This is a genomic window from Flagellimonas yonaguniensis, from assembly GCF_029193885.1.
Taxonomy (GTDB): domain Bacteria; phylum Bacteroidota; class Bacteroidia; order Flavobacteriales; family Flavobacteriaceae; genus Flagellimonas; species Flagellimonas yonaguniensis.
In genome coordinates, this window is the sequence record NZ_JARFVB010000017.1 from 14,167 (window position 1) to 35,444 (window position 21,278).

The 21,278-nt window shown below is 42.0% G+C and carries 18 protein-coding genes; 11 read left to right on the forward strand and 7 right to left on the reverse strand.

All coding sequences use genetic code 11. The features are described from left to right. Positions 1-96: 96 nt before the first annotated feature. The 4 genes from PY092_RS17540 to PY092_RS17555 form a co-directional block, all read right to left on the reverse strand. On the reverse strand, positions 97-951 hold the full coding sequence (locus PY092_RS17540; protein ID WP_275617100.1) for a CPBP family intramembrane glutamic endopeptidase: 855 nt from the start codon (positions 949-951) through the stop codon (positions 97-99). A gap of 293 nt (positions 952-1,244) precedes the next feature. Then, positions 1,245-1,961: a lipoyl(octanoyl) transferase LipB gene (lipB, locus tag PY092_RS17545; protein ID WP_275617101.1), complete on the reverse strand. Its 717-nt coding sequence runs from the start codon at positions 1,959-1,961 to the stop codon at positions 1,245-1,247. 32 nt (positions 1,962-1,993) lie between these two features. Next, positions 1,994-2,731 carry a hypothetical protein gene (locus PY092_RS17550; protein WP_275617102.1) on the reverse strand — a complete coding sequence of 246 codons (738 nt, stop codon included), beginning with the start codon at positions 2,729-2,731 and terminating at the stop codon, positions 1,994-1,996. 153 nt (positions 2,732-2,884) lie between these two features. Further along, positions 2,885-3,040 (reverse strand): YqaE/Pmp3 family membrane protein, encoded by a 156-nt coding sequence (locus tag PY092_RS17555; protein WP_090291467.1) that lies wholly within the window; start codon positions 3,038-3,040, stop codon positions 2,885-2,887. A gap of 92 nt (positions 3,041-3,132) precedes the next feature. Here PY092_RS17555 and PY092_RS17560 point away from each other — a divergent pair, with 92 nt between their 5' ends. From PY092_RS17560 to PY092_RS17580, 5 genes are all read left to right on the forward strand, one after another. Continuing rightward, positions 3,133-4,176: a response regulator transcription factor gene (locus tag PY092_RS17560; RefSeq protein WP_275617103.1), complete on the forward strand. Its 1,044-nt coding sequence runs from the start codon at positions 3,133-3,135 to the stop codon at positions 4,174-4,176. 100 nt (positions 4,177-4,276) lie between these two features. After that, complete coding sequence (locus tag PY092_RS17565) at positions 4,277-4,819, forward strand: thioredoxin family protein (RefSeq protein WP_275617104.1); 543 nt, start codon at positions 4,277-4,279, stop codon at positions 4,817-4,819. 65 nt (positions 4,820-4,884) lie between these two features. Next, on the forward strand, positions 4,885-6,576 hold the full coding sequence (gene lysS, locus PY092_RS17570) for a lysine--tRNA ligase (protein ID WP_275617105.1): 1,692 nt from the start codon (positions 4,885-4,887) through the stop codon (positions 6,574-6,576). Positions 6,577-6,736: 160 nt separating this feature from the next. Beyond that, positions 6,737-9,589, forward strand: a complete 2,853-nt coding sequence (locus tag PY092_RS17575) for a TonB-dependent receptor (protein ID WP_275617106.1) — start codon at positions 6,737-6,739, stop codon at positions 9,587-9,589. Between the two features lie 92 nt (positions 9,590-9,681). Further along, positions 9,682-11,112, forward strand: coding sequence for an SLC13 family permease (locus PY092_RS17580; RefSeq protein WP_275617107.1), 1,431 nt, complete (start codon positions 9,682-9,684; stop codon positions 11,110-11,112). Positions 11,113-11,549: 437 nt separating this feature from the next. Here PY092_RS17580 and PY092_RS17585 read toward each other — a convergent pair whose 3' ends face one another. Further along, complete coding sequence (locus PY092_RS17585; RefSeq protein ID WP_275617108.1) at positions 11,550-12,266, reverse strand: hypothetical protein; 717 nt, start codon at positions 12,264-12,266, stop codon at positions 11,550-11,552. A 266-nt stretch (positions 12,267-12,532) separates the two neighbouring features. On the opposite strand from PY092_RS17585, the gene PY092_RS17590 reads away from it, so the two are divergent. The 5 genes from PY092_RS17590 (at position 12,533) to PY092_RS17610 (ending at position 17,469) form a co-directional block, all read left to right on the forward strand. Further along, positions 12,533-15,034: a zinc-dependent metalloprotease gene (locus PY092_RS17590; protein ID WP_275617109.1), complete on the forward strand. Its 2,502-nt coding sequence runs from the start codon at positions 12,533-12,535 to the stop codon at positions 15,032-15,034. Positions 15,035-15,196: 162 nt separating this feature from the next. Beyond that, positions 15,197-15,388 (forward strand): hypothetical protein, encoded by a 192-nt coding sequence (locus PY092_RS17595; protein WP_275617110.1) that lies wholly within the window; start codon positions 15,197-15,199, stop codon positions 15,386-15,388. 108 nt (positions 15,389-15,496) lie between these two features. Next, entirely contained in the window at positions 15,497-15,943 is a 447-nt protein-coding gene (locus PY092_RS17600) for a hypothetical protein (RefSeq protein ID WP_275617111.1), read from the forward strand. 204 nt (positions 15,944-16,147) lie between these two features. Continuing rightward, positions 16,148-16,747 (forward strand): transcriptional regulator, encoded by a 600-nt coding sequence (locus PY092_RS17605; protein WP_275617112.1) that lies wholly within the window; start codon positions 16,148-16,150, stop codon positions 16,745-16,747. Further along, positions 16,744-17,469, forward strand: a complete 726-nt coding sequence (locus PY092_RS17610) for a DUF3307 domain-containing protein (RefSeq protein ID WP_275617113.1) — start codon at positions 16,744-16,746, stop codon at positions 17,467-17,469. Before PY092_RS17605 ends, PY092_RS17610 begins: the two co-directional genes overlap by 4 nt. Positions 17,470-17,541: 72 nt before the next feature. Here PY092_RS17610 and PY092_RS17615 read toward each other — a convergent pair whose 3' ends face one another. Both PY092_RS17615 and PY092_RS17620 read right to left on the reverse strand, forming a co-directional pair. After that, entirely contained in the window at positions 17,542-18,096 is a 555-nt protein-coding gene (locus PY092_RS17615) for an FMN-binding protein (protein WP_275617114.1), read from the reverse strand. Beyond that, positions 18,080-19,003: a DUF6607 family protein gene (locus PY092_RS17620; RefSeq protein WP_275617115.1), complete on the reverse strand. Its 924-nt coding sequence runs from the start codon at positions 19,001-19,003 to the stop codon at positions 18,080-18,082. The genes PY092_RS17615 and PY092_RS17620 overlap by 17 nt, the downstream gene beginning before the upstream one ends. A 104-nt stretch (positions 19,004-19,107) precedes the next feature. Here PY092_RS17620 and PY092_RS17625 point away from each other — a divergent pair, with 104 nt between their 5' ends. Beyond that, positions 19,108-21,273, forward strand: coding sequence for a TonB-dependent receptor plug domain-containing protein (locus PY092_RS17625; RefSeq protein WP_275617116.1), 2,166 nt, complete (start codon positions 19,108-19,110; stop codon positions 21,271-21,273). Positions 21,274-21,278 lie beyond the last annotated feature (5 nt).

Below are 21,278 nucleotides of genomic sequence, written 5' to 3' on the forward strand. Positions count from 1 at the left end.
CTTTTGCAGAAGAAGAAAAACCGAGGCTTGAGCCTCGGTTTTTTTATGGATTGATCAACCTTTCGGTTATATGAATTGCACGTTTCGATGCTCTATTTACAACTTTTCTCTGATGCCTTTTCTCCAAAAGTAAATTCCAAAAATACAGGTAACAATTGCAAACATAATTCCGTTCTCGCCAAGCCAATGTTCGGCCCCATCGATTTTCATTGTTAGAGGAGGCATTATTTTTTGAATATACACATTGCTTACTGCGTGAAAAATAACGGCTGGCCATAAACTTTTGGATTTGAAAGTATAGTAAGCCATCATAAATGACATGGAAATAATCACAACAAAGAATGTTATAAATTCCAATAGCATATTATTGCTATAGTAAACGAGAAGCGGCCAATGCCAAGCAGCCCAAATAATTCCACTGAAAATAGATACACCGGTAAAGGAAAGTACCTTTCTCAATTCATGGATAAAGAATCCCCTCCATCCAATTTCTTCTCCTAAAGTTGTTGCCGAAGCTCTTATTACCTCAACAGTTCCCAATAAGATAATGGCTATGACTGTAATCGACGTTGGATTTAATGCTCCTATTCCAAACAAACCAAGTTCCTTACCCCATTCTGTAATTATTTCTTCATTGGCTAAACTTCCAAAACCAAAAATCCAGATGAGCATATAGGTGATTACCCCATACAAGGCAGGAATAAAATAAGACCATCGGATATATTTCCAATTTCCCCAACTCCAATTTAGGGAGGAAATTTTACGACCCTTTATTTTTAAGGTGATAATTGCAGCTATGGCTGGACACCACATTATGGCCCCTACATATATCCTTGAGGGATATAAATTGACAATGGCATAATGAAAAGGGGAAGTAAGGGCAATAACGAGTACAAGAAATAGAAAGATGGTCTTCCAAGCTTCTTTTCTTTCTGATAAACTTTTAAGCATTTTCAGTATTAGTTTGTTTTTGGAAGACGAAGAGACAACTGTTTTGTTACATGATGCCTTGTAACCAACACCCACCTGTCAACCGGCAGTAGTCAAGTTAGTTGCTTTTTGGCTGACATCTAAAACAGATACCAGATTGTCCAGGCAATGAAAAACCCTGCCAAGGCAATACTTAAGGGAAATCGTTTCATGGCATATTGAATTTAGTTACCGGAGACACAATGGGAACCAACTGAACAGAATTTTGTTCTTCGGATTTGAACCCAAATGCAGCCAATAAGTACAAATAAATCCTAAACCCCAGCCTCTTCCTTGACCAACTCCGCCTCAAAAAGTGTAGTAAAATGTTTGAGCAACTTTCCTTTTACTTCTTCCATATCCACTTTTTTTTGGCCAAGTTCCACATTTAAAGAAGTAACCGCCTTGTCCTTGATACCACAGGGGATCATCATATCAAAATAGCCCAAATCGGTATTTACATTAAGGGCAAAACCGTGCATGGTCACCCAACGGCTGGCCCGTACACCCATGGCACATATTTTACGGGCAAAGGGAGTGCCTACATCCAGCCAGACACCGGTTTCTCCTTCTGAGCGTTGTCCCTTAAGACCATAATCGTCCAATGTCAATATGACCATTTCCTCTAAAAAGCGGAGGTATTTGTGGATATCAGTGAAGAAATTATCCAAATCCAAAATGGGGTAGCCCACTACTTGACCAGGGCCATGATACGTAATATCGCCACCACGGTTGATCTTATAAAAAGTAGCGCCCTTTTCGGCCAGCTTTTTTTCGTCCACCAATAAATTATTGATATCACCACTCTTGCCCAAAGTGTACACATGCGGATGCTCCACAAACAAAAAATGGTTCGGGGTTTCAAGGCCGGCATCCTCTCGACGGTTGCGCACCTTAGTGTCCACAATATTCTTGAAAAGGGCTTCTTGGTAGTCCCAAGTTTCCTTGTAATCCTTGAATCCTAAATCTTGTACGGCAACTTTCTTGTTCATGCCACAAAGATACGAAGCTCTATACAGGAAAACTATTTCTCAAGCTCTACCTCCAAATCCAGTACCGATGGGTCTTTCATCAAATCCAAGAAATTTACCTCATAAATCAAGGTCTTGCCATCTTGGCTAAAAGTTGCCGCTTCGGCAGTCGTGGATTTTATCTTTTTCGGGAAATGATATTTGAGGGTATACGTTGAACCCGAAAGGAACATCTCCGCACCTTGCAAGCTATCCAGTTGCTGTTCGAGCAACTCTTGATCTACAATTTTGGCGGTACGGGTAAATTTATTTTTCCTGAACGTATAATTAACCTCTGTTGGTTGTGCAGTAGGTTTCATTTGGCCTTGTTGCGGATTGGCGTTCGGTCCCATTGAGCTCGCATCTTGGAATGTCGCAAAAGCGTCATTGACCTCGGTTACATTTTTAAACTCACTGAAGAGGTCGAACATCATGGTTTTTTCTTCAGGGTTCATGACCATGCGCATATTGAAGGGCTCCAACTTTTTCAACTTTTCTTGTTCTTCTTTGGGCAGTTGGGCGATACTATCCTTCTTCTCCTCCAAAAAATCCTTAAAGGAAATTATGGAATCTATTGGCTCTTCATTGGTCTTGGACAATTCATCTCCCGCCATGTCCATCATCTCAGAACCATCAAAATTGATGGATAGCTTTCCAGAACCATCTTCTTCTAAATGGATTTCTTCGGTAAAATTGCATGAGGCAGCCAAAAAGATAATTGCGGCAATAAATGCAAATTGTAATTTTTTCATGATGTATCGCTTATGGTTTAGTGTGTTTATATGATCATGGTTGATTCAGAAGTGAATCTAGACCGTGCTAAAAGTACCATAATCAGGATATATCCACAATGGCAATGGATAATTTTGGATAAAAAGCAACTGGATGGCAAAACATATAACCGTCTAATTGGGGTTGTTCAAAATTACCAAAGCGGCAATTACACCTGGCACCCAACCGCAAAGAGTCAATAAAAAAACGATAAGTATAGAGCCACACCCTTTGCCTATTACTGACAATGGGGGAAATAGAATGGCAAGTAAAACTCTCCAGAAACTCATGATTGTATGATTTGATTGATGATACTTATAGGTAGTTGAAATGCCTGTTTTGTTACAGAAAACCATTATTTTTAACCAAAATCGGATAAAAAATGCGGTTTTTCGTCCTTATCTTACTCTTTATCAACTCGTATGCCCTCTTTGGGCAATATCACATTTCAGGGCAAGTATCCCAAGAAAATGCGGGCAATGCCATTTACCTATCCTTGGTGGAGGACTATCGGAAATCGTCCCGGGTGTATTTAGATCAGATTGTCCAAAAATCCGAAGTGGACTCCTTGGGTCATTTTTCTTTTGAAGGCAATAACCTGAGCGATCAAAACCGCATCTATCGCATCCATTTGGATGGCTGTTCGGACAATACAGGCGGCAATCACTTTTTGGGCCGATGCAACAATAGTAAAAATGTGCTCTTTATCGCAACCAACAAGGACACCTTGGAATTCCCGACCTCTTTCGAAGAACAATCACTCTGCACCATTAACTCCACCAACCCCAAATCGGGCCTTTTGTTGGAAATTGAGGGTTTAAAGGAACAAATGGCCTATGATTTTGCCGATTATCCAAGCGAAGCCAAGAAAAAATTGAATTTGGACAAATGGTTCAAAACCCTGCATAATTTTGGACAAGAGACCAATGAACCCTTGGCAGAACTTTACATTTACGATTTTTTATCGGACAAAAGGAATGAAACCTTCAGGTTTTATCTGGAAGACCTTACCACAAATGATTATTACGAAAACTTGCTGGGTCGTTTGAACCACACTTACCCTGATGAAGAGTTTACCAACCAATTCAATGCGGAAATCACGACCGACAAAGAATTGGCCAGTTTTAGCCAACCCAGCACATCCAAATGGAACCGAACCTTGATTGCTCTGCTGGCAGTTTCAATTCTGGGCAATGTTTTGTTCTTCCTTGGCAAGAAAAAACAAAACAATACTGATAATTTATTGGAAAAACTCACGCCACAAGAGCAAAAAATCGTCAATCTGATACTGGAAAACAAGACCAACAAAGAGATCGCCTCTGAACTTTTTGTAAGTGTCAGCACCATAAAAACACATATCAACAATTTGTACAAAAAGTTGGATGTTACCTCAAGGGATGAAATGTCCGTTCTCTTCAAAAAGTAAATTTCAACCCCCGGTCTAGTACCGATTTCCAACGTATCAAAATCGTTTCCACCATTGATTTTATTGAATTTGGTCGCCAAACCATAAATCATATAAAATCATGAAACGAGTTTCAACATTATTCTTTTTGCTTTGCATCTTTGGTGCTTCGGCACAAAATTTCAACAAGGAAATCATCACCGAAAACGGACTCCAGTTCTTGGTTGGACAAATCAACCTTGAAGGTTTGCGATCCCAACCCTATAGCAACTGGTTTCAAAACAGGTATGAGAACTACCATCCGGATGAAACAATGGTTGCACTTTTCAAGGAAAAACTAGCAGATTACAACATCAAACTATTTTTGGGTACCTGGTGTGGTGATAGCAAGCGGGAAAGCCCCAAATTCATCAAAATATTGGAAACTGCGGATTTTCCAATGGAGCAATTGGAAATCGTTGCATTGGATTACCGCAAAGGACATTACAAAACCAGTCCCACGGGCGAAGAAAAAGGATTGAACATCCTAAAAGTTCCCACCATCATCTTTTTTAAAGATGGACAAGAGGTCAACAGAATCGTGGAAAGCCCGTTGGAAACTTTGGAAGATGACATGGCACAAATCGTATTCGAAAAGGACTATGTGCCCAATTATGCATATTAAGTATGCACAAGGCAAGGATTTAAAGCGCAAAAGTGTAATTTTGCGCTTTAAATTTTTTACAGACTATGCAACTATCGGAACAAGAGATCGTTCGAAGGGAAAAATTGACCAAACTCAGGGAAATGGGCATCGACCCATATCCAGCAGCATTATATCCTGTTGATGCCACATCCAAGAGCATCAAGAATGATTTTGAAGAAGGAAAAAAGGTGGTTATTTCCGGTAGATTGATGTCGCGTAGAATCCAAGGTAAGGCATCCTTTGCCGAACTTCAGGATAGCGAAGGGAGAATCCAAGTTTATTTTAACCGTGATGAAATTTGTCCGGATGACGACAAGACCTTATACAATGATGTGTACAAAAAATTGTTGGACATCGGGGACATCATCGGCATAGAGGGAGAACTTTTCACTACTCAAGTAGGCGAAAAAACTGTGATGGTAAAAAACTTCTCGCTGTTGAGCAAGAGTTTAAGACCATTGCCTCTACCAAAGGTAGATGATGAAGGAAAAGTGTACGATGCGTTTAACGACCCCGAACTACGTTATCGTCAGCGATATGTGGATTTGGTAGTGAACCCACACGTTAAGGACACTTTCATTAAAAGGACAAAGATCACCAACAGTATACGGGAATTTTACAACCAAAAAGGATATTTGGAAGTAGAGACCCCTATTCTACAACCTATTCCGGGAGGAGCCGCGGCCCGTCCGTTCTTAACGCACCACAATGCATTGAATATTCCTTTGTATTTGCGAATTGCCAACGAATTGTATCTAAAAAGATTGATTGTCGGTGGATTTGACGGTGTGTACGAGTTTGCCAAAGATTTCCGTAACGAAGGAATGGACCGCACCCACAATCCAGAGTTTACCGTAATGGAACTCTATGTGGCCTATAAGGACTACAACTGGATGATGGACACCACCGAAAAATTATTGGAAAAAGTGGCTATTGATGCCACAGGAAGTTCCAAAGTGAAAGTCGGCGATCACGAAATAGAGTTCAAAGCTCCATACCCAAGAGTTCCTATTTTGGAAGCCATAAAAATACATACCGGTTACGATGTTGCCGGAATGGAGGAAGACGAACTCCGCGAAGTGGCCAAAAAATTGGACATTGAAGTGGATGAGACCATGGGCGTAGGAAAACTGATCGACGAGATTTTTGGTGAAAAATGTGAACACCACTACATACAACCGACATTTATCATCGATTATCCAAAAGAAATGAGCCCGTTGACCAAAGAGCACCGTACCAATCCAAGGCTTACGGAGCGTTTTGAATTGATGGTGAACGGCAAGGAATTGGCCAATGCCTACTCTGAGCTCAACGACCCTATCGATCAACGCGAACGCTTTGAGGACCAGTTGAAACTTTCAGAAAAAGGAGATGACGAAGCGATGTTCATCGACCAGGATTTCTTGCGTGCTTTGGAATACGGAATGCCACCTACTTCGGGTATCGGTATCGGTATCGACCGTTTGGTAATGTTGATGACCAATAATTCATCCATCCAAGAGGTGCTGTTCTTCCCACAAATGCGACCAGAGAAAAAGCAGGTGGAACTTACCGAAGAGGAAAAAATCATTTTGGACATCCTTAAACCTCAAGGCGAAATGTCTTTGGCGGATTTAAAATCCAAAGCTGGACTGAGTGGCAAAAAATGGGACAAGAGTACCAAGGGACTTAGCAAACATGGCCTGATCAAAGTAGAAAAAACGGAAGATGCATTGCTAGTAAAGTACATCGGATAAGTCCAAAATTTCTATTTAAACAAAACCCAAACCCCTGAACCTTAAATCAAGCTCAGGGGTTTTCTTTTTAAAAAAAGTTCTATCTTTCCGCGATTTTCCTTCTATTTGGAAGGAAATTTTCCAGCAGCATACCCCAATAATCTTACTAAAATCTACTTATATGAAAAGAATGAAATTCACATTCCTTTTTGTGCTGTTGGTGTCTTTCACCACTATGGCACAAGAAGTAACCGGAACCGTTTATGACGATCAAAACGTGCCTTTACCAGGAGCTTCGGTACAAGTAAAAGGCTCCACAACAGGGGCCATTACCGATTTTGATGGCAAGTACACCATCGAAGCCAACGAAGGGGATGTCTTAGTGTTTTCATACGTTGGCTTCAACACCAAAGAAGCAACCGTAACGGGCAGCACCTTGGATGTAACCCTGCAAGCTGGTCTCGAACTGGAAAACGTAGTGGTGGTCGGGTCAAGGAATGCCAATAGAACGGCAACAGACACTCCAGTGCCTGTAGACGTCCTGGATGTGACCGAATTAACGCAATCCGCCCCTCAGGTTACCGTTACCGAAATCCTAAACTATGCGGCTCCATCCTTCACTTCCAATCCCCAGACCATTTCAGATGGTACGGACCACATTGCCCCAGCTTCATTACGAGGTCTCGGCCCTGACCAGGTATTGGTGCTCATCAATGGAAAAAGGAGACACAAAACAGGATTGGTAAATGTCAATGGAACCTTTGGCCGCGGTAGTGTAGGAACGGACATGACCACCATCCCATCAAATTCCATTGCCAGAATAGAAATATTGCGTGACGGTGCGGCCGCCCAATACGGTTCTGATGCCATTGCAGGGGTCATTAACATTGTATTGAAAAAAAGTGTAAATGAACTGCAAGTGGACATCAATACAGGGGCCAACATGACCAGCGAGCACAGTCCACAAAAAACCATTGATGGTGAAAAAGTGAGCTTGGGGTTGAATTACGGATTGCCCATTGGAAAAAACGGAGGTTATATCAACTTTACAGGTAATTTTAATCATCGGGGATGGACCAACCGAATGCAAGAGTGGAAAGGTTCCATTTTTAATGCTTACAATTCCATTGAAAGGGTTGCAGCCGCCGATAACTACGACACTTCCTTGTTACTTGATGATGATTTAGCCGATATTTTTCAATATGCAGCTTCGGCAGGTATTGCCTTGAATGGGGATGAAACCAAAGAAGAACTACAAGGTATTCTGAGTACAGATGTCACAGAATCGGAATTATTGGCCAGAGGATTGGAGCGTAGCGATTTTAACATGCGAGTGGGACAATCCCAATTAAGAGGAGCTCAATTCTTTGCCAACCTTTCCATTCCGCTGGACGACAACTTGAAACTCTACGGTTTTGGTGGGTTGAGTTTTAAAAATGGTAATGCCGCTGGTTTTTACCGGCTCCCCAATCAATCAAGAAGCTACACACCCGCCTATCCCAATGGTTTTTTGCCTGAAATCAACTCGAATATCGTTGACAAATCCGCGGCATTCGGAATCAAGGGAATGCTCGGTGATTGGAATGTGGATTTCAGTAATTCTTATGGGAAAAATGAGTTTTTGTATCGGGTTACCAATTCCAATAATGCCTCTTTGGTCAATTCCACTCCTTTTGAAGCCGATTCCGGTGGATTTAATTACAGTGAAAACACCACTAATTTTGATATGAGCCGTTTTTATGAAGATGCTATGGCAGGGCTCAACATTGCCTTTGGCGCAGAGTACCGCGTGGAAAACTATGCTATCGTAGCCGGCGAAGAGGCTTCATACACGCAGTACAACACTTTGGGAAATCCACATGACCCCACAGACCCAAGCTCTGAAGTGCCTGTCGACTTTTTTGGCAGTACCAGACCCGGGGGCATTCAAGTATTTCCAGGTTTTAAACCAGATAACGAAATCAATGCCTTTAGAAACACCATTGCCGGCTATTTTGATGTGGAAGCCGATTTTACAGAGTCTATTTTGCTAAGTGGAGCGGTTCGGTATGAAAACTTTTCCGACTTTGGAGGAACTTTGAACTTTAAGTTGGCTACGCGCCTTAAAATTTCCGATAACTTTAATTTTAGAGGTGGCGGCCAAACTGGTTTTAGGGCTCCATCGCTACATCAAATACATTACAGTTCCACCTCTACGCTATTTGTTGATGGAATTCCAAATGAGGTGGGTATTTTCCCCAATACATCAAGGGTAGCAAGGCTTTTGGGCATTGAACCATTGAAAGAGGAAACTTCCGTAGGTGCAACGGCTGGTTTTACTGCCAGAATCCCTAGTGCCAACCTTAAATTCACTTTGGACGGCTATCTCATCAATATTGACGACCGCGTGATTCTTACCGGGCAGTTTGATGACAATGGAAATGCAGAATTGGCCAACTTGTTTCAGCAGGCTAATGCCACACAAGCAGCATTCTTTGCTAACTCCGTGGACACACAAACCATGGGCTTGGATTTTGTAGTTGACCACAAAGCCCATATCTCGGACAAAGTTTCCTTAACCAATACCTTGGCCTTTACTTTTTCGGAAACAAGTGTGGAAGAGGTTAAAGTGCCCGAAGCCATAGCCAATGCTGGATTGAGTGACACATATTTTGACCCTACCAGTAGAATTTATTTGGAATCCGCCGTCCCAACAACCAAGGGAAACCTTTCACATAATGTAAAAGTCGGGGACAACTGGAATTTCTTTTTGAGAAACGGTTATTTTGGAGAAGTTAGGGAGGCAACCAACGAAGAGGACCCAACGATCGATTACACTTTTGGCGCAAAGATAATCACTGATCTTACCATTGGATACAACCTTGCAAAGAGTACCACACTAACTATCGGAGCCAACAATCTTTTGGATGTTTATCCAGATAAGAACGACCCTGCATTTAGATCCAGTGGACGGTTCATATACTCCAGAAGGTCAGTTCAATTTGGGCAAAATGGCCGTTATGTTTTTGGCAGATTGACATTTAAAATCAAATAAACCCTTTGCTTTTTGATTATTTGATACTGAAGCCCCACCATGGGGCTTCTTTATTTTTATCTTTTAACAAAAAATCCTAGCTTAGAACCCCAATGGAACTAAGCAAAAAAATTGGACTGGTCCTTGGACCCGTTGTCTTTCTTATATTGAATTTGTTGCCATTTGAAATGGTATCCGAAAAAGGCGACCCAGTAATCTCGGTAGCGGCATGGATGCTGATTTGGTGGATTACCGAAGCGGTCTCCATTTCTGTGACGGCGCTTCTCCCCCTACTTTTGCTGCCCATCTTAAAAATTTTGCCCATTGCCGAAGTAGGTGCCAAATATGGAAGTCCTATTGTATTCCTATTTTTTGGTGGCTTTGTAATGGCCTTGGCCTTGGAAAAGGTAAACCTGCACCGCAGAATAGCATTGAACATTATTAGGCTAACCGGAACCACTCCCAACAAAGTGATCTTGGGCTTTATGATCGCCACGGCCACCTTGAGCATGTGGATCAGCAATACCGCTAGTACCGTGGTCATGTTGCCTATAGCCATTTCCGTAATCAATTTATTGATCAATGATAAAGATGGATTTACCAAGAGCGACCAGAACTTTGCACTTTGTGTTATGTTGGGCATTGCTTTCTCCGCGAATGCGGGGGGAATAGCCACGGTAATCGGTACACCTCCAAACTCCGTTTTGATTGGTTTGTTGGAAAATGAATATAATACCGAAATCTCCTTTTTAAAATGGATGACCATTGGTTTGCCGTTTTCCATCATCATGATAGGCATTTGTTATTTGGTGCTCGTTAAATGGATGTTCCCCAACAAGGATTTAAAGTTCAGTGCCTCAAAAGAGGTCATTCAGGTAGAGCTCGAAAAATTGGGCCCCACCTCGGGCAAGGAAAAAATGGTGCTGGTCATTTTTGCGGTTACCGTGTTCCTCTGGATTTTCAGGACCTTGATCAACAATATATTTCCAAAATTGGGCCTAACAGATACCATGATCAGTATTTTCGCGGCCCTTGCACTTTTTGCCATTCCTTATAATATCAAAAAGGGAGACTTTATCATTACCTGGAAAGATACATCAAGATTGGCCTGGGGCATTTTGGTGCTGTTCGGCGGGGGGCTTGCACTGGCACAGGGGATGTCAGCAAGTGGCATCGTGGATCTGGTGGCCAATGGAATTGCGCAAAGTGAGATCAGTATATTGTTCACTGCCGCCCTTTTGATTTTCCTTATGCTCTTCATGACCGAGTTGATGAGCAACGTTGCCCTAGTGGCTGTTTTGGCACCTGTGGTTGCCGGTATTGCCATTGGATTGGATATCCCCATGCTTCATTTATTGATTCCCGTGACCATAGCCAGTAGCTGTGCCTTTATGCTTCCTATGGCCACACCTCCCAATGCCATTGTATTTGCAAGCGGTTATGTGAAAATCCCTCAAATGGCACGGGTTGGGGTCATCCTAAACCTGATTGCCGTGGCTCTGCTCGTTTTGATGTTTCAGTTTGTGGTTCCTCTATTATTCTAAACCAAAAATGCCCCTCCGGGCGGAAGGGCATTTTCACAAACTAACTAACTCAAAAAAATGTAAGAAACTAACTTAACCAACGCTACCCACTTTTGTACAAGTGGGACGTAACTCTTTGTTAAGTACAAAGTTACAACCCTTTTTTGTGAATATTATTGTAATTAGTTTTTTGTTAACGGTACGTTTGTTAGAATGGAATGATTCGTTCTTTTAGTGCTTTTATCAAAACGATGCGAAAACCATATCAAAATGGCCAAATGAATAAGTAAACTGCATAGACAAAGGTTTTTTTATGAAAATTCCACCAAGTTTAATTTCCATGTTATTTTTTTGTTAACCAACCATTTATAGGTTTTCCTTAACAAAAAAAAGCCCTCTGGAGAGGGCCTTTTACTAACTAACTCAAAAATTTGTAAAATGAAAACTAAAACATTCTACTAGTTGATCCTTTTATACGGATCAAAATTTTCTGGGAGATACTTGGATGTATCAAATCCCAAATCCATTTTTTCATCTTCCATGTAATTGATAGAGGTAACTGCGATTACATCAGTATAAGGATTGAAGTCCGCTGGCAGCAAATATTTGCTGTTGACCCCCAATACAAGCTCTGGCTCTTTCTCCATGTAAGTAATTGATTTTAAATCCACATACGCCTCGTAAGGAGAAAAATCCTCGGGCAAGTAATCCTTTGTATCAAAACCTAGATCCATATCCTCTTCTTCCATGTAATTGATGGAATGTACATCCACCACGTCCGTGTAAGGATCAAAATTTTCCGGCAAATACTTTTGGGTATCAAAACCTAATGCGGGTTCAACTTTGTTTTCGAGGTATATGATGGAATTCAAATCAAAATAGCTTTTATACGGATCAAAACCCTCAGGGAGATAATCTGCGGTGTCAAAACCCAAATTCACTTCAGGCTCTTCCTCCAAATACACTATTTCATTCAAATTCAATTCATACGATGCATAATCCATCTCTGAAGTTGAATTGTTTGACTCGGCACTTATATTAAGTGTGGTCAAACTGTTCTCTAAACTACCCGGTGTCTCGGACTGAACCTGGACAACCTTGGTATTTTGTTGGTCGTTTGCTATGGCCGTACTACTTAATAATACACTTCCATAAATTAATAATAACTTGTTCATTTTTTGATTGAATTTTATGATTGATGTTATGCCTATAAGACTATCCAAAACCAAAAACGTTACAGTCTTTAGGATTTTTTTACGAAAAAGGAATAGCCGCTGAGCCCAGCTATATGGGGCGATTCACTCCAAACCATCAGTAAAACGCAGGACTCCCAAAGGTTGATGTATTCCGTTAAAAAAAATGTTGTTAATATTTATTTAACAGTTAATCTTCCCGAATTTTAAGTTCTTTGGATCTTCTTAGTTATTCAAACTGACATATAATGATCAAAAAATTACTACCTCGACTACTTTTAGTCATTATTTCATTAGGTGCTTTCCAATCTGCAGAAGCACAACTTTTCAAAAAGAAAAAGAAAGAAACCGAGCAAAAAAAAGACGATAAGTCCAAACCTGGTGATATAAAGCCTTATGATAAGGTCATTACCAAAGACGCAAAAACCGACGAAGGGCTTTTTAGCGTTCATACCGTAGATGACAAACATTACTACGAGATTCCGGATTCCCTGTTCAACCGCGAAATGCTCATGGTAAGCCGAATCTCCAAAACTGCTACAGGTATAGGTTTTGGTGGCGGAAAAATCAACACCCAAGTGTTGCGTTGGGAGAAAAAAGACAAAAAAGTATTGGTACGAGTGGCTTCCTATGAAAATGTGGCGGCAGATTCTTTGCCCGTGCATGAAGCTGTGGTAAACTCCAATTTTGAACCTGTACTGTTTTCTTTTGATATCAAGGCCATCAATAAAAAAGATTCCCTGAGTCCCGCCACGGTAATCGAAATAGACCCTCTATTTACAGGTGATGTAAAAGCCCTTGGCTTTCCCGATGGATACCGAAAAAGATACAAAGTTACCCGCATGGATGGTGACCGCAGCTATATCGAATCCATCAAGAGTTATCCCCTGAACATAGAAGCTCGCCACGTAAAAACATATTTGTCCAGTGATCCACCCAGCAACTCCAGCTTGGGATCCATTTCTTTGGAAATCAACAATTCCATGATCTTGTTGCCAAAAGAACCGATGAAGCGTCGCTATTTTGATGAGCGTGTGGGATGGTTTGCCAGAGGACAAGTGGATTACGGATTGGATGCACAGGAAAGCAAAACCGTTACCTATCTGGATCGTTGGAGATTGGAAGTCAAGGACGAGGACATCGAAAAATACAAAGCAGGTGAATTGGTAGAACCCAAAAAACCTATCGTATATTATGTAGACCGTGCCACGCCAAAAGAATGGGTACCCTATATTAAACAAGGTATCGAGGATTGGCAAGTAGCTTTTGAGGCTGCAGGTTTTAAAAATGCCATTATCGCAAAAGACCCTCCTTCTCCAGAAGAAGATCCCGAATGGTCCCCAGAGGATGTAAGATATTCGGTAGTGCGCTATTTGGCCTCCCCTATTCCAAACGCGAACGGACCGCACGTGAGCGACCCTCGAAGTGGTGAGATTTTGGAATCGGACATCAACTGGTACCACAATGTGATGAGTTTGCTACGTGGTTGGTTCTTTGTACAAACAGCGGCCATTAATCCCGAGGCTCAAAAAACCGAGTTCAAGGAAAATATCATGGGTCGCTTGATACGCTTTGTATCCTCCCACGAAGTAGGTCACACGTTGGGACTTCCACACAATATGGGAAGTAGCGTGGCATACCCTGTGGATTCTCTCCGCTCAGCAAGTTTTACCCAAAAGTATGGAACAGCACCATCCATTATGGACTATGCCCGTTTCAACTACGTGGCACAGCCAGGGGACGAAGGTGTGGCTTTGATGCCAAACATCGGTGTTTACGATAAATACTCCATTAAATGGGGGTACAAACCTATTTTGGACAAAACAGCGAAAGAAGAAAAACCAATTCTAAACGATTGGATTTTGGAACATGCAGGAGATCCCATGTACCGTTTCGGCCATCAGCAAGTGGGAGACATCCACGACCCAAGCTCACAAACCGAGGATTTAGGGGATGATGCAATCAAAGCCAGTTTATATGGTATTGAAAACCTGAAACGTATCGTTCCCAAATTAAGGGAATGGACTACCGAGGACGGTAAGAACTATGATGACTTAAAGACCATGTACGGACATGTGGTTTCACAGTTCCGTAGATATATGGGACATGTTTCCAACAATATTGGAGGTGTTTACGAATACCACAAAACCGCTGATCAAGAAGGTGCCGTGTACACCTACGTGAGCAAGGAACACCAAAAAAATGCCATGGAATTCATGCAGGAGCAACTCTTTGAAACCCCTGAATGGTTGATAGACCAAAACATTTTCAATAAAATTGAATATTCTGGTTCCATAGAGCGTATCCGTGCCACACAGGAAAGCTATTTGAACACCATGCTGCAATTGGGCAAATTGGCCCGAATCATCGAAAACGAGACATTGAACGGTAATGAAGCTTACGGATTGGTGGAAATGATGCGCGACCTTCGCAGAGGAATCTGGTCCGAGACCCGAAGCGGCAAAACGATCGACACCTACCGAAGAAATCTTCAAAAAGCGCATATTGACCGCTTGGAGTATTTGATGACCGCGGACAGCCAAAGGAAACAGCCAGATTTTGGAGGTTACAGAAAATCAACGCCGATCAACACGAGCCAATCGGATATCCGTTCAGTGGCACGTGCTGAACTAAATAATTTAAAAAGAGACATCAGAGGTGGTCTTGCTAGGATTTCAGACACCATGAGCCGCTATCATTTACAAGATGCCCTAGAGCGAATAGACCTTATATTGGAACCTGCCAAATAGGCCTTCTTTTTAAGAAAGGTAATATGGAACAAGGTGTGACCGATACATTCATCGATCACACCTTGTTTTTTTATATCTACACATCCAATCAAAGTCGTTTCACAACATATCTGTGAGATTCTCAATCGGATTGATTACTTTAGTAATCCCAAATCTCACATCATGAACTACAAAACAAAAAGCTTAATCTACTTTTCCTGTTTCGTGGCAGCTTCCGTGTCATATTATTTGATAGAGCAACACGACGAATTCCAAAATCAACTCAATTCGCAAAACTACGTTGAGACCCATTTCGAGGATGCCGACGAGTATACCGATGATTCCGAGAAAAACCTTGAGGAGAAACTCAAGTAATTTCCCTAGAACATATCCGTACTGTTAAATGCTTCATAAACTATGTGCAATGGTTAAACCTTTGGATACAGTTCATGTCCAAAGAACAAATCATTAAAGTTTATACCTATGAAGCGAATAGCAGTAGTATTGGTTATGCTGATAAGCATTGGCATGACCGCCCAAAGACAAGATGACCAAAGAATGCGCAAAGGTCCTAAAATGGACATGACCGCCGAAGAGATGGCCACATTGCAAACAAAACGAATGACCTTGGCGTTGGATTTGACCGAGGCACAGCAAGATAAAGTGTACGACATCCAATTGGAAAATGCCAAGTTCAGAAAAGAGAAGTGGGACGAGATCAAAGCATTGAAGGATAGCGGCGAATGGAAAAAGCCTACATCCGAAGAGCGATATGAAATGGAAAACGCACGTTTGGACCGTCAAATCGCAATGCAGGAAAAAATGAGGAATGTGCTGGATGAAAATCAGTACGAAACTTGGAAAAAGTTCTCCTATCGCAAAAAAATGCATGGCAAGAAAAAAATGCAGGAGAGAGGGAGAAGAGGATAGTGTTTTTTGTTGATTTAAGAAGCCGCGCCAGCCATGGTCGCGGTTTCTTTTTTTATCGTTTATTTTAACGATAAATTTAAATATCGGTTTTTTTATCGATATATTTGATTATCTGCTTTTTTACAGATATTTTTACTTATCCGTTTATACATGGATATTTAATATTATCTGCTTTTTAGCAGATGCTTATCAAAATTGATAATCATGATTGCCATTCTCACAGGTGATATCAAAAACTCCTCGGAACATAAAGCCAATAAATGGCTGCCTCTTTTAAAAGAGGCCCTGGTCAAATACGGCAAAGAACCCAAGGACTGGGAAATATACCGGGGAGACAGTTTCCAACTGCAAACCAAGCCAGAAAATGCATTGGAGGCCGCAGTCTATATAAAAGCCTGTATCAAACAAATTCGCCATTTGGATGTTCGCATAGGAATTGGTCTGGGCAATAAAAATCATGACGCACCCAAGATTACCGAGTCCAACGGTTCAGCTTTTATCAACTCGGGGGGATGTTTTGAAAACCTCAAGAAACAAACCTTGGGTTTGAAATCCGGCCATGGAAATTTTGATGAAACCATCAATTTAATGCTCTTGCTGTCAACAATGACAATGGACAATTGGTTGCCTGCAACCTCGAAAACAGTAAAGGCGGCCATGGAACACCCCAATACCAATCAAAGTGAAATCGCATCAATACTGGGCAAATCACAAAGCACCATCAGTGAAGCATTAATTAGGTCAGGATTTGATGAAGTCCAAAAAATGATTCATTTTTACAAGGCACAACTTGCCCAATTATGATGCTTATAGCCTTAAAATTGATACTCGCCCATTTCATCGGGGACTTTGTACTCCAACCAGCTCATTGGGTGGAGGACAAGTTGAAGAAAAAGGGCCGGTCCAAATACCTGTATTTCCATATTGGGGCGCATCTACTGGTGCTATTGATCATACTGCAGTTTCAACACATTGTGCCCATCTTGGTCATTGTGGTAACACACTTTCTTATCGATTTGGGCAAATTATCCCTGACCAATCCAAAAAACTATCGCTGGCTGTTTGTCGTGGACCAAGTACTTCATCTTTTGGTTCTTGGTTGTGTGCTGTACTGGATAAAGCCATTCCCAGTGGATTTCGGCGCTTTGTTTACCGAAAAAACCTTGCTGCTGATTACTTTTTTGGTGTTTGTCACTTACGTATCCGGCATATTAATGCGCATGTTACTGGCCCCATATATCGATGAAGTTGCCAAAGACGATGCCACCAGCGAAGGAGGCTCCCTTAAAAACGCAGGGACCTATATCGGCATGCTGGAAAGGCTATTCGTATTTGGCTTTATTTTGATGCAGCAATGGGCAGCCATCGGCCTATTGATCGCAGCCAAGTCAGTGTTCCGTTTTGGTGACCTCAACAAGGGCAAAAACCGTAAGCTTACCGAGTATGTCCTTATCGGCTCCCTATTGAGTTTTGGCCTGGCCATACTTTCGGGGATGTGCTATATGTATCTTACCGAACAACTTTAGTACTGCCAGAAACCGAAAAAGCCATCCTTTAAAGAATGGCCTTTTCTAAACTAATGAATTGAAAACACTTAGTTAAAACAGATTGGCATCTTTTAAGATCTGTATACTTTCCAAAACGTCGCTTACCGCGAGGGTCATGGATTTTGCGGAGACCGTGGCCCCCGATATCCCATCGATATCCTCTCCGTAAACCAACTTCTCTCCCGATTTCCTCCCGATAAATTGCTTCAACCAACGCTGGCTTCCCACTTGGCGTCCATGATCTTCCCGATATATCAATATTTTGGATTTTTTCACGCTGAGGTCAGGATTCAGTAAAACCACATAGTCAAAGGTTTTCTTTAAACTGGGAGCAACGCCCACATAAACATATCCTAACTTTTTTTCCGAAGAAGTGATCTCAAACAGGTTTTCCCCTCCTAATTCGGAAGGGGTTTGCTCGTTCAAATCAAGTGACACCTCCATAAGGTCCATGGAGAACTCCTCTACCTCATACGTTCCCTGTATGGCACTATTGATCTTTTCCTGGAGCTTATCCGATATCTTGTCAACCTTGAATCCAAACAGCAACAAGGCTGAAGCCATCACGGCCCAACTGATAAAGTGAAGCTTACTGCCCTTCAACACGATCTGTAGTTTTGTCGGTTACAAACTTGTTGATGGCCATCAAAATATCGGCCTTGTTGGCATCTTCCTTCTCTAAACCGTAAAAGTGCATGAATAAAGGTTTGCCATCAACCTGCTTGGCAAGCGTCAAATTACCTTCTCTGTCATATACTTCATCCCATGCACCCCTGGCCTTGGCCCAAAAATCTTTGTGCTTGGCCCACCAATCAGTGGCTGCCTTACACTTTTCATCCGCTACCTTAACATAGGTATTGTATCCTTTTTCCTGTGCCAACAGTACATCTTCTAGGCCATCTTTACGGATAATTTTATCATTGTCCTGCTCGTGTACCCAGCCCGTACCCGTAATCTCTTGCCTGTTTCCACGGCTCATCACGTTGTAATCGCTTCTTTTGGAATATTCCCTACGTGGTAGAGGGGAATCACTTTTGTTTTCCCAGTAATGCTTCCCATCATAATGTACCCAAGTGGAAGAACCCGCATACCTTGGGCTATCGTCCACCTGATACACTTTTTGTGTCCATTGCCCCTTTACCTCATCCGCAGGAAGCTCGGTAAACACCCAATTATTGTCCTTATCGTAATGGAATATCTTCTGGTTCTCATACAACCAGTCCTGTCTCCAATGTTTGATCACCATGGTATCGTTAAGTACCAACAAGTGCTGTAGTGAAATCTTATTGTCTTCGTCTTCTATGGGCAATGCCAGTTCCAGTGCCTTGGACGTATAATCCAAGTGTTTCTCATAGTCAATCTCGGGAGCAAAGGTCTCCGTGTACTCAAAACTGACTTCGTAACATCCGCACATGTCCAGAATGGCTTCGCGGTCCAGTTCTTTTTTCTCTTGTGATGTTGCATCCGTAGTTGCCAAAGCCACAAACAACAAGGGTAGGATAAATTTCTTCATATCGGTTTCTGTTAGAATGTTTTAAAAAATGTTTGGTCAAAAATACTAAACTTATTTAGATTGATTTAAAATAAAATATATATTTGTCATTAAATTTAAATAGAATGAGTCTAAATAAAAATAAAGGTCTCTTATTTTTAACCTTACTTTACCCCCTTTTCGGATTTGCCCAAGAATCAAAAACCACTGAAAAAGACTCATTGTCCATGCAGCAATTGGACGAGGTGGTATTGACCGGGGAAAGCAAAGTGATGTCCCTCAGTAAAAAATTGTTTGCAGTTGGTGTTTTGAACCAAAAGGACATTGCCAAAGTAGCAGGGAACAATTTGGCCGACATCCTCAACTACAATCTTAATATTACCGTTACCCCAGACCCCTCAACAGGTCGTTCCACTATCAGTATGTTCGGATTGGACGGACAATATGTAAAAGTGCTCATTGATGGCATACCTATGGCCAGTGACAATGGTATGGGCAACAATATCGACATTACACAAATCAACTTGGAGGATGTGGAACGGATAGAAATCGTGGAAGGTTCCATGGGTGTGCTTTACGGAGACAATGCCGTAGCTGGAGTAATCAATATTGTGACCAAACGTGGATTGGACAATACCCATAGATGGCAGTTGCAACTATCCGTACAAGAAGAAACCGTGGGCAGCGAATATGCACTATTCGATGAAGGCCGACACATCCAAAACGCAAAACTTATCCATCAATTGAGTGATAAGACCAGTATTTCCATCGGGGGTTCCCGAAATGACAATGCTGGTTTTTTTAATGATTACCGCGGAAAAAACTATGTGAACATTCAGGATAATGCCGTGGTAAACGATAGCCTTCGGGGCATGGAATGGAACCCAAAAGAGCAGTTGACCGCCTTTGGCAACTTCAACACATCACTGGGCAGGCACAATATCTTTTACAAGATCCAATATTACGATGAATCAGTTCCAGTGTACAATCATTATGTGAACGGTAGGCTGGACAGTAATACGGGTATGGTCAACCCAACGGCCTTGGATGAGAATTTCGATACGGAGCGCCTCATGAACAACCTTAACCTTACAGGTCCCATAAAAGGATCCACAGTATACAACCTGTCCCTGTCCCATCAGACCCAAAAGCGCTATTACAAACAATATGTGTACAATATCCTCCAACAGGGCATTGAATCCATCATCGCTGACGATTTAAGTCAATCCAGTGAAATATGGTATTCGAAGGGCTTTGTGAGCAACATGGTTCCAAAATCGAATTTCTTCAACCTGCAATTGGGATATGAGTTTAACCATCAAACAGGTTTTGATGCCATTGCCACCGGCGAATATTCCAGCGATGTGGTGGAAAACACTTTGGAGAACTACGATTTCTTCGGGGTGGCTGACTTCAATCTTACTGACAGGCTATCCATTTTTCCAGGAGCGCGATTTACCAATAACTCCCAATTCGGAAACAAGTTGATTTGGTCCCTCTCCTCTACCTACGACATCAGCAATACCTTTAAAATAAAAGCAGTGTTCGGTTCCGCCTTCAGGGCGCCCAATTTTGAAGAATTGTTCTTCTACTTTGTGGACTCCAACCACAATGTGCAGGGAAATCCCGACCTGGATCCCGAAGATGGCATCTCACTTTTCCTGAACGTAGAAGAAAAATTCAGGCTGTCCGACGCAAGTATGCTCAAAACCGCCCTAAAATCCTACTATTTTGATATTGATGGGAAAATAGCTTCCGTCATTGATGTGGACGAGCAAGACCGCAACCTGTTCACTTTCGATAATGTGGACCGCTCCAGAATTCTGGGGTTCTCTTTAGAGAATTCCCTGATCATGAACCGTTGGCAGGCTTCATTGGGCATGACTTATTTGGGTGCTTCCACCATAGTGGACGAATCTACGGATAACAACAGTGATTATCTGTGGAGTTTCAATCTACAATCAGCCTTGAGCTATACCGTTCCATCAATCAACACCACCCTATCGGCCCAACTCAAATACACGGGAAGAACCCAGATTGTGCAGAGTGGCACGGATGGCACCGAAGTAGGCCAGACCGATGATTTCACGTGGATGGATGCCTCGGCTCGGACCAACATTACAAAAGACTTAAGCCTTACGCTAGGCGCACGGAACATCTTCGACATTGTTCGGGTAAATGCCTCGGACACTCCCACGGGAGCCCATGGAAGTGGAGGAACACCAAGTCGTTTGTTCGGCAATGGAAGATCGTATTACCTAAAACTATTATACAATCTAAATTTCAATTAAAACCA